12 protein-coding genes and 1 tRNA gene are annotated in these 13,882 nt (G+C 65.8%); 1 reads left to right on the top strand and 12 read right to left on the bottom strand.

Annotated elements, in window-relative coordinates:
- Positions 1-84: 84 nt before the first annotated feature.
- The 11 genes from FG323_RS00755 to FG323_RS00705 all read right to left on the bottom strand — a co-directional run bounded on the left by FG323_RS00755 (position 85) and on the right by FG323_RS00705 (position 12,021).
- A complete protein-coding gene (locus tag FG323_RS00755; RefSeq protein ID WP_141452520.1) occupies positions 85-954 on the bottom strand; it encodes a ribonuclease H-like domain-containing protein in 870 nt (289 codons plus the stop codon).
- Entirely contained in the window at positions 951-3,365 is a 2,415-nt protein-coding gene (locus FG323_RS00750; protein WP_141452519.1) for a DEAD/DEAH box helicase, read from the bottom strand. Before FG323_RS00750 ends, FG323_RS00755 begins: the two co-directional genes overlap by 4 nt.
- 136 nt (positions 3,366-3,501) lie before the next feature.
- A tRNA-Val gene (locus FG323_RS00745) sits at positions 3,502-3,576 on the bottom strand.
- Between the two features lie 98 nt (positions 3,577-3,674).
- Positions 3,675-4,019 (bottom strand): RidA family protein, encoded by a 345-nt coding sequence (locus FG323_RS00740; protein WP_141452518.1) that lies wholly within the window; start codon positions 4,017-4,019, stop codon positions 3,675-3,677.
- Between the two features lie 96 nt (positions 4,020-4,115).
- Positions 4,116-5,852, bottom strand: a complete 1,737-nt coding sequence (locus FG323_RS00735; RefSeq protein WP_181444039.1) for a GGDEF domain-containing protein — start codon at positions 5,850-5,852, stop codon at positions 4,116-4,118.
- 272 nt (positions 5,853-6,124) lie between these two features.
- Positions 6,125-7,912, bottom strand: coding sequence for a GGDEF domain-containing protein (locus FG323_RS00730; protein WP_181444038.1), 1,788 nt, complete (start codon positions 7,910-7,912; stop codon positions 6,125-6,127).
- 52 nt (positions 7,913-7,964) lie between these two features.
- Complete coding sequence (locus tag FG323_RS00725) at positions 7,965-8,255, bottom strand: hypothetical protein (protein WP_141452515.1); 291 nt, start codon at positions 8,253-8,255, stop codon at positions 7,965-7,967.
- Positions 8,230-9,087 carry an SAM-dependent methyltransferase gene (locus FG323_RS00720; protein WP_181444037.1) on the bottom strand — a complete coding sequence of 286 codons (858 nt, stop codon included), beginning with the start codon at positions 9,085-9,087 and terminating at the stop codon, positions 8,230-8,232. Before FG323_RS00720 ends, FG323_RS00725 begins: the two co-directional genes overlap by 26 nt.
- A gap of 102 nt (positions 9,088-9,189) precedes the next feature.
- The gene (locus FG323_RS00715; protein WP_141452514.1) at positions 9,190-10,926 is read right to left on the bottom strand and encodes a M1 family metallopeptidase; all 1,737 of its coding nucleotides are present in this window, start codon (positions 10,924-10,926) and stop codon (positions 9,190-9,192) included.
- Between the two features lie 106 nt (positions 10,927-11,032).
- Positions 11,033-11,482: a thioredoxin TrxC gene (gene trxC, locus FG323_RS00710; protein WP_141452513.1), complete on the bottom strand. Its 450-nt coding sequence runs from the start codon at positions 11,480-11,482 to the stop codon at positions 11,033-11,035.
- Positions 11,479-12,021 carry a GNAT family N-acetyltransferase gene (locus FG323_RS00705; protein ID WP_220094106.1) on the bottom strand — a complete coding sequence of 181 codons (543 nt, stop codon included), beginning with the start codon at positions 12,019-12,021 and terminating at the stop codon, positions 11,479-11,481. Before FG323_RS00705 ends, trxC begins: the two co-directional genes overlap by 4 nt.
- 77 nt (positions 12,022-12,098) lie before the next feature.
- On the opposite strand from FG323_RS00705, the gene FG323_RS00700 reads away from it, so the two are divergent.
- Complete coding sequence (locus FG323_RS00700; protein ID WP_141452511.1) at positions 12,099-13,211, top strand: tetratricopeptide repeat protein; 1,113 nt, start codon at positions 12,099-12,101, stop codon at positions 13,209-13,211.
- A gap of 12 nt (positions 13,212-13,223) precedes the next feature.
- On the opposite strand, the gene FG323_RS00695 is transcribed toward FG323_RS00700, so the two are convergent.
- Positions 13,224-13,802: a 2'-5' RNA ligase family protein gene (locus FG323_RS00695; protein WP_141452510.1), complete on the bottom strand. Its 579-nt coding sequence runs from the start codon at positions 13,800-13,802 to the stop codon at positions 13,224-13,226.
- Positions 13,803-13,882 lie beyond the last annotated feature (80 nt).

The raw sequence follows: 13,882 nt of genomic DNA, 5'->3' as shown, positions 1-13,882 counted from the left end.
TGACATTCCTGAAGGGTTGTCACGCGATATTGCGCAGCCCTTCACACAACCGCCCCGGCAGAGCCGCGTCGCAGTCGGAATTCGTCAAATTTTTGGCGCGATTCCGGGCAGCGAACGCCCTTCCACCGGCCCGGCGGAAGACAAGTGCGCGAGCAGGCGGGCCAGCGTGACGACGTCCTGAAAGTTGTGTGCGGCCACCCGATGCAGCAGTTCGGACGAGCCGCCGCGCAGATAACCCAACCAGGCCGCGGGCGCTTCCGAGCCGGGCAGATCGTCCTCGCGCACGATCTCCAGCGCGCGCCGCTCGATGGTGGCGAGGCGGCAGTTTTCCCAGACGCCTCGATAACGCCGGCGGGTGGGATACAGCAGATCCAGGTGGGCCAGCCCTTCCAGCGGATTGCGACGACGCGCCAGCCGGTAGCGGGTGACCAGCAGGGGCGCGTCGTAGCAGCGCCCGTTGTAGCTGACCAGCCGTATGTCGGGCCGCAGCCAACCGGCGAAGGTATCCAGCATGGCGCGCTCGGCGGTCAGGTGCGCGATCAGCAACTGGCGCACCCGCAGCCCTTCGGGAACGAAATCCGAGGCGCCGATCATGAAGGCGCGGGTGCCGGTGCCGCCCGCCAGTCCGGTGGTCTCGGTATCGAAGAAAAGAAGCTGCGAGGCGGAAAGAAGATCCTCGCGCGCGAACGCGCCGTCGAACGACTCGGGTATCACCGGCCACGGCAATATCCGCTCGATCAGATGCAGGCCATCGGCGATCTCCTCACCCGGCAGGATGCGCTGGTGTGCGGCGGCACGCGAAGGCGGCGCGGAACGCGTGCGCACGCCCAGCATCCGCCGCAGCGAAGCGGTCATGTCGATTGCCGCGCCGCGCATCGCCGGCGGCGATGCCGCCGGCGTGGCGTGTCCGGCCTGCTGCCGCAGCCGGCGCAGGTGTTCCAGCGCGGTGCTCATGCAACCGCCAGCAGTTCCAGCACGCGTCGCGCCAGCACCTTGGGGGTGACTTCCGCCGTCTCGTCCGCGGCCAGGATGGGGCCGACGCAGGCCGGGCAACCGGCGCGGCAGCCGCAACCGTCGACCAATTCGCCCGCACGCCGCACCAGTTCGACCTGCCGGCGCCACAGCGGTTCGCTCAGGCCGATGCCGCCGGGGTAGTTGTCGTACAGATACAGCGTGGGCACGAAACGATCGCCTTCCAGCGGCGACAGCAATTGCCCTTCGCCGCCGCGCAGTTGTCCCCTGCCCTGTGCGTCAGGCAGCGCGAACCAGGCGCCGTCGCCATCGCCCACCGCCTTCTGCAGATCCCGGCCTTCGGCCATCACCGCCACGGTGGCGGCGATGTGCAGCGCATTGGCCGCGCCGAGGAAACCATCCAGCGCCTCCTGCCGCGAGGCGAAGCCCGCGTGCAGGGTCTCCGGCGGCAACTGCCACCACAGGCTGGTGGTGTGCATTTCCTGATCCGGCAGGTTGACCGGGCCGTAGCCGATGTTCTCGTGGGTGTAGTAGCGGATCTTCTTGTAGCCGGCCACGCGCCGGACCACATGCACCTCGCCGTGATGGCAGGTGCCCTGCCCCGCGCGGCAACCATCGAAACGCTCCAGCACCTTCAGCTTGGTGTAGTCGATGGCGTCGGTGTAGTAATCCACGTGGGTGCGGGTGACGTAGGCCTTGCGGCCTTCCCAGTCCAGCCGCTCGACCTGGTAGGGCGTGGACTGGATCATGTGGATCGCGCCTTCATAGAGGGTCAGCGGCGCGGCGCTGAAATCCACTTCCGCGATGATGGCCTGGCGGCCGTCGGTGCGGTCCACGACCACGAAGTTGCCGTCCGCCACCGCGCGCAGGCTGACCGCGTTGGCCGGATAGCTGTCGGCGATCCATTCGTAGCGATCGCCCTCGCGATGGATCACGCTGTCCTCGCTCAGCAGTTCCAGGAATGGCGCCGGGTCCACCGGACCGAAATGCTCGCCTGCCAGGAACGGCAGCTCGAATGCCGCGCAACGGATGTGGTCGAGCAGGATCATCGGCTGGTCGGCCGCGATACGCGCGTGTTCCGGCGGGCTGTCGGCGAAGAAATCCGGATGCCGCACCACGTACTGATCCAGCGGCTGCGAACTCGCCACCAGCACACCCAGCGAGGGTTGCTGGCGACGCCCGGCGCGGCCGAAGCGCTGCCAGGTGGCGGAAATCGAACCGGGGTAACCGTTCAGCACCACCGCATCGAGGCTGCCGATGTCCACGCCCAGTTCCAGCGCCGAGGTGGAGACGATGCCGTCGATGCGGCCATCGCGCATGTCGCGCTCGGCCTGGCGGCGCTCGGTCGGCAGGTAGCCACCGCGATAGGCGCGGATGCGCGCCGGTTTGCGCGGGTCGTGATCGAACACGTCCTTGAGGTACTTGGTCAGCACTTCCACCATGGTCCGCGACTGGGCGAACACCAGCGTCTTCAATCCGGCCTTGATCGCGAGCCGGGCGATGCGGTTGCTTTGCGAGCGCGCCGAAGCGCGCAGGCCCAGATCCGGATTGACCACCGGCGGATTCCACAGCAGCACATGCTTGTCGCCGCTGGGCGCACCGGATTCGGTGATGGCGTGCACGTCAGCCTCCAGCAGCGCCTCGGCATGCGCCTTGGGATTGCCAATGGTCGCCGAGCACAGGATGAACTGCGGCGAGGCGCCATAGAACGCGCACACCCGGCGCAGGCGGCGCAGCACGTTGGCCACGTGCGAGCCGAACACGCCCCGGTAGGTATGGACTTCATCGATGACCACATAGCGCAGGTTCTCGAAGAACTGCGCCCACTTGGTGTGATGCGGCAGGATCGCTTGGTGCAGCATGTCGGGATTGCTGACCACGATGTCGCCGTGCAGGCGGATGGCCTGGCGCGCATCGCCCGGAGTGTCGCCGTCGAAGGTGAAGGCCTTGATGCCCAGATCGCCGGCGGCGTTGAGTTCCAGCAGCTCGCTGACCTGGTCCTGCGCCAGCGCCTTGGTCGGAAACAGGTACAGCGCCTTGGCGCCGCCGCCCATCACCGCCGACGCCACCGGCAGCGTGTAGCACAGCGACTTGCCCGACGCGGTGGGCGTGGCGATGACCAGGTGCTCACCCGCCGCCGCATGCGCCCAGGCTTCGCCTTGGTGCGCGTACAGGCGCTCGATGCCACGGCTGCGCAAGGCACGCGCCAGCCCTTCCGGCAGGTCCGCCGGCAATGGCGCATAACGCCCCTCGCGCCCGGGCACGGTCAGCTGCCCGGTCACCCGGTCCGGATACTTGGCCGCCAGCCGCTCGGACAGGCGACTGCCGTCGGTGGTACCGGCCGGCAGCAGGTCACGGTGGGAACGGGCGATTTGCCGGGCGGGTACGGACATGGGCGGACTCCAGAAAGGCCGTCATCACAAACCACCGCCGTCGCAGGATTTGAGATTGGCGCCGAGCCGTCCTGCACGCGCCCAACCGGACGCGAAAAAGCAAAGGCCCGGCTTGCGCCGGGCCTTTGCGTACAACTGGTGGGCGGTACAAGGTTCGAACTTGTGACCCCTGCCGTGTGAAAGCAGTGCTCTACCGCTGAGCTAACCGCCCGAATCTCGGGCCGCGTATGTTAATCGGGCCTGCCGGATAGGTCAAACATTTTTGCCCGCCGACCCGCAAAGGCCCGCCACGCGGGCCGTTCCAACGGCTCAGACCGCGGCGGTCACCAACACCTCGATGCGCCACTCGGCATTGGCCAGGCGGGCCTGGACCGTGGCGCGCGGCGGGGTGTGGCCGGGCACCACCCACTCGTCCCAGGCCTGGTTCATGCCCTCGAAATCGAGCATGTCCTTCAGGAAGATTTCCACCCGCAGCAACTTGCTCTTGTCGGTCCCGGCCTGCGCGAGCAGCGCGTCGACGGCAGCGAGTACCTGCCGGGTCTGGCCACGGATGTCCTGGCTGGCATCGTCGGCAATCTGGCCGGCCAGGTAGACCACGCCGTTGTGGATGGCCATTTCCGACATGCGGGGGCCGACATCGAATCGCTGGATCATGGGGAAAGCTCCTTCATTCATCGGCACAGGCCGTGCCGCCGATGAAGCTTAACGCAGGCGCAGGTCGAGGGGAGCCATGCGCGCCGTGTCGTCTTTTCAGCTTTCCTGTTCCTGTGTTTCCCGGCGTGCCGTCTCGCCGCTCGCCGGTACCGTCCGCCGTTCGGGCAACGAATAGCCACCTTCGTAGGCGCTGACCTGATTGCGACCGTCATGCTTTGACCGATACAGCATGCGGTCGGCGAGCGAAAACAAGCGGGCGAGTTGATAGCCGGCCAGCGCGGTGGTGGTGACGCCGAAGCTGGCGGTGACCAGAAAACGATGACCCGTATCGGAAGTATCGATGCGGGTAACGCGCTGGCGGCAATCCTCCGCCGCCTCGACCGCCTGCGCCAGACTCATGCCAGGCAGCAGCAGGGCGAACTCTTCCCCGCCCAGCCGGCCAACCACCGCATTGCGGTAGTCCAGTCCACGGCAGAGTTCGGCCACCCGCACCAGTACCTGATCGCCGGCGGCGTGGCCGTAGCGATCATTGATGGCCTTGAAGTGATCCAGATCGAACATGACCAGCGCGACTTCCTGGTCGTTCCTTGCACACTGGGCCAACAGGCGTTCGGACTGGATGCTGAAATGGCTGCGATTGCCGATGCCGGTCAGCGCGTCGGTCTGCGCCAGCCGCTTGAACATCATCTGGGTGCGCTTGGTGCGATATGCCCAGTAGCCGATGCTGGCCAGGAGCATGGTCAACAGCACCACCACCAGGCGGGTGTTCTGGACCGACTTGCTCTCCAGCTTGCGCTGCAGTTGCAGCAACTGGTTCTGGCTGCCCAGGCGCTGGATCTGCTCGGATTTCTCGAAGGTTTCCTGGCGGACGATCTGGTAGGCCAGCTCGCGCGCCTTGATTTCGTTGAGATAAGCCTTGTCCGCTTCCGCATAGCGACGGTAATAGACCAGTGCCGTTTCCGTATCGCGCCTGCGTTCGGCGATTCGGTACATCGTGCGATAGGCGCCGACCAGCGATTGGGTGCTCGTGCCAACCGCTCCGCTGAGCGTGATGGCTTCGGAAGCATAGGTTTCCGACGCCTGCAGGTCACCGCGCTCGAACAGCAGATCAGCGAGCGTCGCCTTGACCAGCACGGCCAGATACGGGTACCGGAACGACTCGACCTCCGCCATGTGCGAACGCAACAGCGCGATGGCCTCGGGACGCTTGCGTTCCGCGGCCATCGTTCTCGCCAGGATCACGCGCATGTGGTTGGCGAGCAGTCGCTCTCCACCTTGCGTGCACTGCTCGATCGCCTCTTGCAGCGAGCCCATCCTGTCGGGAGACAGCGTCGCCAGGTTGAGCATCGCGTCGTACTTGAGGTACTCGGCGAAGCAATGGGCCCGCGCGTCCGGCTGGCTGGCAAGGATGCGCTCGGCATACTGCATGCCAAGGGCGTACTGCCCAATCTCGTTGTGCAGATAGGACGCCTCCACCAGGGCATGGATGCGCAACTGCGGATCACGCACTTGATCCAGTTGGGGCAACAGGCGGCCCAGCTGCCGCAGGCTCTCCGCGAATCGCCGGCTCTTGGTGTAAAGATTCACCAGCAGTGCGCCGGCCCGGAAGCGGGTATCGCTGTCGGTCGAAGACGCCATCAGCTTCTGCAACCGCGGAATCGCCGCTTCGTACTTGCCGGAAAAGGCAATCCCGTACGCCTCGAGATACGCCAATTGATCCTGTTGGAGACCTCGCAACTCCTGCCGCCTGCCCTGCAGCTCGCCGATGAGTTCGGCGAATCGCACGGGATCCCCGCTGCGGACCGACTCGGCCTGCGCCAACAGTTCGGTCACCTCGGGCTTCGGCGTACCGGCGGCCAGACTCATCGATGCCAGCAGGGCAAGGCACAGGCAGAGGGCCCGAAGACAGCCCACGGCCCGACGGCCCGTCCCCGTGTCCAGGATAGCCATCACCTGCCCATACCGCGTGAGTGCAGACAAACCCAACCGCATTGAACGTGTACTTCCCCCGTTTTGGAGGCCCGCGCCGACCAGCCCGCCTGCGAGCGATCTTATCGCATCGGCTTCCCCAGGTATCGGGCAGCCCGTTCAGGGGCCACCGTCGCTCAGCCTGGCCGCGCGCCCTGCGTTTCGGCCATCTCGGTCCAGGACGTCCCGGATTGGGACACCTCTCCATCATCCTGGGAAGCCGCCCTGAACGCGGTAACCCGATTGCGTCCCTGGGCCTTGGATTGGTAGAGCATCCGGTCCGCATCGGAGAGCAGGCGCTGGAGCACGTAGCCGGACATGGCGGTCGAGGTGACTCCGAAGCTCGCGGTCACCTGGATCCGCTGGCCGATCTCCGATGTGTCGATGGAAGCGATACGCGTCCGGCAGTCCTCGGCCAGGCGGATCGCCGAACGGAGATCGCAGCCGTACATCAGCATCGCGAACTCTTCCCCGCCCAGGCGCCCCAACACATCGATGCGCCGGCACAGCGACTGGCATACCTGCGCCACCTGCTTGAGGACCCAATCGCCGGCCGGGTGGCCGAACCGATCATTGATTGATTTGAAATGGTCGAGATCGAACATGATCACCGCCACTTCCTTTCCGTTGCGTTCGCACTGGCTCAACATCCGCCCTGCCGACTGGGTGAAGTGGTGACGGTTGCAGATGCCGGTCAATGCATCCGTCTCGGCAAGATGCTTCAGTGAAACCTGGACGCGCTTGGTCTTGTACGCCCAGTAGGCGATGGTCGCCAGCAACACGACCAGCAGGATGATAATCAACCGGGTGTTCTGTCCCGCCTGTTTCTCCACCTTGCGCTGGAGCTTGAGCAACTGGTTCTGGCTATCCAGTCGCTGGATCTGCTGGGATTTTTCGAGAATCTCCTGGCGGACCATCTGATACGCGAGCTCGCGCGCCTTGACTTCGTTCAGATAGGCCCGATCGGCTTCGGCATAACGTCGGTAATAGACCAGCGCCGTCTCCGAATCCTTGCGAGCCTCGGCAATCTGGTACATGGTCTTGTAGGCGCTGGCCAGCGACGACGTGCTGCCCGGCGTATTCTGGGCCAGGCTCTCGTTCGCATAGGTTTCCGCCGCGGCGTATTCCCCCGCGTCCAGCAGCAGTTCGGCCAGGAATGCCTTGACCTGCGCTATCAGGTGGGTATAGCCGGTTTCCTCGATTTCCTTCAGGTGCCCGTCCATCAGGGCAATGGCCTGCTTGCGGCGGTTGGATTCCGCCCATTTCTTGGCGAGGATCAGCCGGATTCCATTGGCGGTGACCGTCTCGTGGGACGCGTCGCACTGGTTGATCGCTTCGACGACGACGTCGTCATCGGAAGGCAGTTCACCCAGGTTGTAGAGTGAATCGAACCGGGCCTGGTTGGCGAAACACAAAGTGCGCGCGTCCGGCTCCTCTTCCAGGATCCGATCCGCGTAGCGCAGGCCCAGGCGGTACTGGCCGACCTGGTTGTAGAGATAAGACGCCACGCCCAGGCCGTGATGACGCAACTTGGCCGATTGGATCTTGTCCACCAAGGTCAGGGTCTGCTCCAACTGGCGCAACCCGTCCGTGAACTGGCGGCGCAGGGCGTGGGTGTTGACTATCAGCGCGCCCGCACGGAACTGGATCTCGGGATTGGTCGAGGATGCCATCAGCGCGCGTGCGTGCCGTATGGCCTCGTCATAGTGTCCGCGAAAGCTGAAGCCGTAGGCGCGCAGATACTCGATTTGTTCCCGCTGGGCCTTGTCGGCGCGATCGATGTGCTGTTCAAGCTCACCCAGCAGCCGCTGGAAGCGATGCGGATCCGAACTCCGCGCCTCCTCGGCCTGCTGCAGCAGCGTCTCCAGCCCGGGAGACGCCGCCGCCATGGCCAGAACGGGCAGGCACAAGGCGAACGACAGCACCCCGCATTGCAGGATGCTTCGGATCGTCGCGCGCCCGCCCACCGTGCCGACCTTATTCCTCTTCCGGCGCGTCGCCATCCGGAGTCGGATCGCGCAGCGGTTCCGTGTCGTCCGGGGTATCCAGCGGACTCGGCTCCTGGCCAGGCTCCCAGAGGATGCAGTACAACGGGGCGCGCTTTTCCAGCGCGTCGGCTAGCGCGGCCGCGTCCTGGCGGCGCAGGGCGTCGCTTTCGTTGCCGCTCAACTCGAGCGAATCGATCATTTCCTGCAGCTGTTCGGCCGACAAGCGCGACAGTGCCGGGTTCTGCCCCAGTGATTCAAGAAAACGTATTGCGTTTGACATGATGCGTCCTCTGCGGTTGGTGGTGGAAGGAAGCCGCGGCGCGGTTGGCCACGGTTCCCAGCAATTCGAGCTTTTGGCGCAAATCCTGGTTGGGCTGCATCGGGCATGCCGGAGGCACGACCAGAGTGGTTTGCAGGTTCAATTCCATCGTCGGCAAGGCCGACAGCGGGAACCGCTCCTGGCGCGGTTGCGTGATCGGCAAGGTAGCCGCTTCATAGGCGATCACCGGATGATCCAACGGATAATCCTGCGCCAGCAGGTCGACCAGCAACTGCCGTTCGGCGGACGAGGTACTGAATCGCCGCAGGCTTCGGTCGCCAGCCAGGCCGACCTGCCAGAGGATCAGATATGCGGAGGGATCGATGCGCCGCTGGTAGAGCATGAACTGGCTGGCTTCGTAATGCTGGCAGCCATAGGTGCCCGGATCGATGCCCAGGTCGGCATAGAGACAGTCTTCCGCCGAAACGCCGGGCTCCATGCTCGCTTCGAATCCTTCCTCGCGGGCCCGCTCTATCGCCAGATGCGGCGCCAGCGCGAATACGCCGGGATGGCCGTAGAACGCACCGCAGACGTGCTTTCCGGCGCGGACTTCCACCAGCATCGATTCCACCATTTCCCCATAGGTATCGCGACGTGACTTGCCCTCCGCATACAGCGGTTGCAGGCTGCGGACATCGGCATTCATCCCCTGCACCCACAACTCGACGAGGGGATCGGAAACGGCAAGAAAGACCACGTCCGCCTGTTCAATGTGGCCGCGTGCGCGGGGGCAGATATGGGCCCCCAGCATCATCCCCGTTCCCACGCAGACCAGGCTTCCCCGCACGTCCATCGCGCCGCCGAAGGTTTCAAAGAGCGAAATCTAACGGTCCAGCCGCCGCAATGCAAAAAAATGCCGTGACAGCATCGAGACGGCCGCCGGCTTCCGCTCCCCTCAGCGTGCCTTTTCCTTGGCCGCCTCCTCCGCCGCCTTGCGCCGGGCCGCGGCGTCCTGCTGGTACTCCACGATATGCGGCAACGCCCGCAGCAGGCGCGAAGCCGGGTCCAGGGTATAGGTCTCCCCTTCGGCCAGCGCCAACCGGCCCCGGCCGTTGGCCATGGCCACGGTCTGGACCTTGCCGTCGACCCCGCCGACGCGGACCTCCACCGGCACCGGGAATGGCAGGTCGTCCGGGGTTTTCCAGCGCAGGTCCAGGCCGCTGGCGTCGCGTTCGACGACCAGTTCCGGCAGCGCGGCGCGGTAGAGGTAGACGTCGAAGAACCAGCCATAGTCGCGGCCGGTCACCTTGCGGACGATATCGATGTAGTCGCGGGTGGAGACGTAGCGCGGCTTGAAATTGCCCGGCTGCGGCGTGTCGGTGCCATACACCGCCTGGCGGATGCTGGCGAAGAAGGCCTTGTCGCCGATCAGCCCGCGCAGCATGTGCAGCATCAGCGAGCCCTTGTAGTAGATGTCCAGGCCGGGGCCGTGTTCGCGGTCGTAGACGGTCTTCTCGGTCTGGCTCTTGCCGGACACGATGGGATACTTGTTGACCAGCCCGGCGCGCTGATCCAGCAGCGCGGCGTGGTACTCCATCTCGCCGCGCAGGTACTGCAGGTAGAGCGGCTGCATGTAGCTGCCGAAGCCCTCGTGCAGCCACATGTCGTCCCAGTCCACGTTGGTCAGCTGGTTGCCGAACCACTCGTGGGCGAACTCGTGCTGCAACAGCCAGTCGTAGCCGTACTTGTCTTTCTTGTAGTCGTTGCCGTAGGCATTGATGGTCTGGTGTTCCATGCCCAGGTGCGGGGTTTCGACCACGCCCATCTTCTCGTCGCCGAACGGATACGGGCCGATGTTGCGCTCGAAGAAGTCCAGCACCTGCGGGAACTCGGCGAACAGGCCGCGCGCCTTTTCCTCGCGCCCCTTCAGGTACCAGAAGTGCAGCGGAATGGTGTTGCCGAAGCGGCTGCGGTATTCGCCCTTCATCTCCTCGTAGGGACCGATGTTCAGGGCGATGGCATAGGTGTTGGGGTCGCGTGCGCGCCAGTGGTAGGTGCGCCAGCCGTCCTTTTCCTGCATGCCCAGGGCGATGCCGTTGCCGGCCGCGACCAGCGGCGCCGGCACGGTAATGTGCTGGTCCACGACCAGCGGCTCGCCTTGCGGGTGATCGATGCAGGGCCAGAACAGGTCGCAGCCCTCGCCCTGCACCGCCGAGGCGACCCAGGGTTCACCGGTCGGGGCGGTCGCCCAGACAAAGCCGCCGTCCCAGGGCGCGCGCTTGGCCACGTGCGGCTTGCCGCCGTAGACGATGCGGACCTTCACCTGCCGCTCCGCCGCCACCGGCGCGGGCAGATCGATGGTCATCCGCCCTTCCGGGTTGCGCCAGGCGCTGGCCGGCAGGACGGCGCCGTCGGCCTCGACCCGGCTGATGGCCAGGTTGCGGTCCAGGTCCAGGACGACCCGCTGGATCGGCGACCTGGCCCGGAAGGTCAGCCGGGCGTCGCCCTGGATGGCCTTTTCCGCCGGCACGACCTTGAAGCTCAGGTCCGCATGCTCGAACACGACCGCCTCCTGTTCAGGCGCGCGCGGCACCCCGGAGTCACGGGTCAGGTCGGTGATGTCGGGCTGCTGGGCCAGGGCGGACGCGGACAGGCTCAGGGACAGGGCAAGCATCAGGCGGGAGGACTTCATCAGCGTCTCGGCTCCGTTCGGGGCGTGGCGAGCGCCACGACAACCGCCGATAGTGGCACGCCCGTCCGGACCAGCGGTATCCGACTGAAGTCATGGCGGACGCGGATCAGGCCCCGGCCAGTACGCGGCGGGCCCACGCCACGATCTGATCGCGCGAAAGCGCCCCGGACTGACGGCCCAGTTCTCGCCCCGCGCGAATCAGGACCAGGGTCGGAATGCCGCGGATGCCGTAGCGGGCGGCCAGCGCGGTCTCCGCTTCGGTGTCCACCTTGGCCAGGCGCATCTCCGGCTCGAGCACTTGCGCCGCGGCCTCGAACTGCGGCGCCATCGCCAGGCATGGGCCGCACCACGGCGCCCAGAAGTCCACCAGCAGCGGGAGCTCGCTGCGCAGCGCGTGGCGGTCGAAATCGCCGGTGGTCAGCGCCAGCGGCCGTCCGCGGAACAGCGGCTGGTGGCAGCGCCCGCAACCGGGCGACTGGCCGAGCCGTTCCGGCGGCAGCCGGTTCATCGCCCCGCAGTCCGGACAGGGAACAACCAGCCACTGGGTTTCGTTCATGGCGCCTGCCGCCGCGCCATCGGGGCGCCTTCGGACAGCCTCAGGTGCAACAGCGGGAACGGTTTGCCCAGTCCGTCCCGCTCGGACCGCGATTCCAGCTCGAAGCCCATGTGCAGGTAAAAACCCACCGCCCCCGGGTTCTGTTCGTTCACGTCCACCCGGCTCGCGCCCCAGCTTTCAATCGCATGCCGGAGCAACGCCTTGCCGGCCCCGGTCCCGTGATGGACCGGATCGACGAACAGCATCTCCACCTTGCCAGCCTCCACGCCGACGAATCCGCACGGCAGGCCGTCGGCGGCCCGCGCCACCGCCAGACGCTCGGCGGAAGGGAGATAGCCGTCACGCACCAGCGGCCGGAACATCTGAATGTCGGCCTCCTCCAGGAAGTGGTGGGTGGCGCGGACGGCGGATTCCCAGACTTCGAGCAGGCGAGGCAGATCGGCGTTGGTGGCGGCTTCGATTTTCATCCGCGCAGCTTGCCACGATCCACGTCCGGGAGGTCTTGTAATCCCCGCTTCCGTCTTGTCTTTCCCGCCCATCGTTTTCACTCCACCCGGCCCGGAAAGGAATAGACTGGCGGCGACCGGAGTTTGGCCGAAGACGTGGAGGTACGCGTATGGCCACGTGGTTGCTCGCCGCCGCCCTGGCGCTTTCGCCGCAGCCGCCGCTGCCGGATGCGCAGGTTCCTTCCGACCTGCCCACGGTCGAAGAAATCATGGCCGTGCCCCCGGAACTGCAGGACCGGTTCCGGCAATGGATGGCACAGGCGGGCGACGCCCAATCCTCCGCGCGACTCAACCGGCTGGTCGATTTCCTGTTCTCGAAGGAAGGCGGCCTGGGTTTGCAGTACCAGAACGGTGCCAACTACACCGTCCGCCAGACGTACCAGACCGGGCGCGCGAACTGCCTGAGCTTCACCCTGATGGTGGTGGCACTGGCGCGCGCGGACGGACTGCAGGCCTACGCGCAGGAAATCGAGGACGTGCTGACCTGGTACCAGGAGGGCAACACCGTCTATCGCAACAACCATGTCAATGCCGGCATCCGCATCGGGCGCCAACGCTTCAGCGTGGACGTGGCCTGGGATCAGGTCATCGCGCGACAGCAGCCCGAGGCGATTCCCGACACACACCTGTTCGCGATGTTCTACAACAACCGCGCGGTGGATCTCCTGAGCGCCGGCCATGCCGCCAGCGCGCAGGCATACCTTGCCCGCGCCCGTGCGCTCAGCCCCGGATACCCGGCGTTCTGGAACAACACCGGCGTGGCGGCGCTCCGGCGGGGTGACTCGGCGGGCGCCGAACGCGCCTACCTGCACGCCCTGACATTGAACGAGAACTATTCGTCCGCGCTATTCAACCTGGTGACGTTCTACAACCGCAGCGGCCGCATTGCCGAGGCCAAGCCGCTGCAGCGGCGGTTGGAGCGGGTCCGTGCGCACGATCCATTCGATCAGTTCCTGCTCGCCCTCCAACACGAGCGTTCGGGCGACTACGAGGGCGCGATCAGTTATTACCAGCGCGCGATCCGGCTGTTCGGCAGCGAACACAGGTTCTATCTAGGGTTGGCGCGGGCGTACCTGCATCTGGGCAAGGCGCGGCGCGCGGGCCATGCCCTCGCCCGTGCCCAAGAGTTGAGCGAGGGGGCGACACGCGCCCAGTACCAAGCCAAGCTGGAGCGACTGCGGCGGCCGCGTGAACCGAGTATCTTCGGTCCGCAGCCGCGCTGAAGCGTTAGGGATTCAGCCTGTGCCGAGACGCCAGTGGCCAAGAAAGCTGTAATCCGCCCGCCCCTCGATACTCTGGACCAGCACGAATCCGGTGGGAGCCAGGTCAATCGGCGCGACCGCCGGCGTTTCGGGCTGCGGCTCGCTGTAGCCCAGGGTCAGGTGCGGCATGAAGCTCCTGCCGACGTGATCCTTGAAGCCGGCCCGGATCAGGCGCTCCTGCAGGCCACGCCAGAAACCGATCAACTCCGCCGGGGAAGACGAGGCCGCCAGCGTGAGCGCCGGCCGCCGCGGATTGCCCAGCGGGAGGAGATGATCCAGTTGCAGATGGAATGCCTCGCCATTGAACCCTTCCGCGGCTTCCCGCGCCCGTGCCATCCAATCTTCCCGGGGACCGCTGCTCTCGCCCAGGTAGTGAAGGGTCAGATGGTAGCGTTCCGGATTTACCCACCGCGTATGCGGGTGGCTGGCGCGCAATGCGTCGGCCATGCCCGCGACTTGCGCGCGCTCCGACGCTGATGGCAGGAGTGCGAAGAACAGGCGATGCAATGGCGGTAATGGATCGCCGAAAAGATCACCCTGATTACTTGCCACGGTCTCCCAATCCTCTCGATTCCTGAATCTCGTCCGGATGCGCCATGATCATCCAGTCAGGAGATGATCGTCGTGACGTC

Origin of the sequence: Pseudoxanthomonas sp. z9 (assembly GCF_006542425.1) — a bacterium.
GTDB lineage: Bacteria > Pseudomonadota > Gammaproteobacteria > Xanthomonadales > Xanthomonadaceae > Pseudoxanthomonas_A.
Note: the sequence above shows the minus strand (reverse complement) of the source record. Positions and strands in the feature narration are given on the sequence as shown.

Coding starts and splice junctions, on each gene's coding strand:
- FG323_RS00755 (WP_141452520.1), bottom strand. CDS start 954: ATGAGCACCGCGCTGGAACACCTGCGCCGGCTGCGGCAGCAGGCCGGA.
- FG323_RS00720 (WP_181444037.1), bottom strand. CDS start 9,087: ATGGACGTGCGGGGAAGCCTGGTCTGCGTGGGAACGGGGATGATGCTG.
- FG323_RS00715 (WP_141452514.1), bottom strand. CDS start 10,926: ATGAAGTCCTCCCGCCTGATGCTTGCCCTGTCCCTGAGCCTGTCCGCG.
- FG323_RS00750 (WP_141452519.1), bottom strand. CDS start 3,365: ATGTCCGTACCCGCCCGGCAAATCGCCCGTTCCCACCGTGACCTGCTG.
- FG323_RS00725 (WP_141452515.1), bottom strand. CDS start 8,255: ATGTCAAACGCAATACGTTTTCTTGAATCACTGGGGCAGAACCCGGCA.
- FG323_RS00700 (WP_141452511.1), top strand. CDS start 12,099: ATGGCCACGTGGTTGCTCGCCGCCGCCCTGGCGCTTTCGCCGCAGCCG.
- trxC (WP_141452513.1), bottom strand. CDS start 11,482: ATGAACGAAACCCAGTGGCTGGTTGTTCCCTGTCCGGACTGCGGGGCG.
- FG323_RS00740 (WP_141452518.1), bottom strand. CDS start 4,019: ATGATCCAGCGATTCGATGTCGGCCCCCGCATGTCGGAAATGGCCATC.
- FG323_RS00705 (WP_220094106.1), bottom strand. CDS start 12,021: ATGGGCGGGAAAGACAAGACGGAAGCGGGGATTACAAGACCTCCCGGA.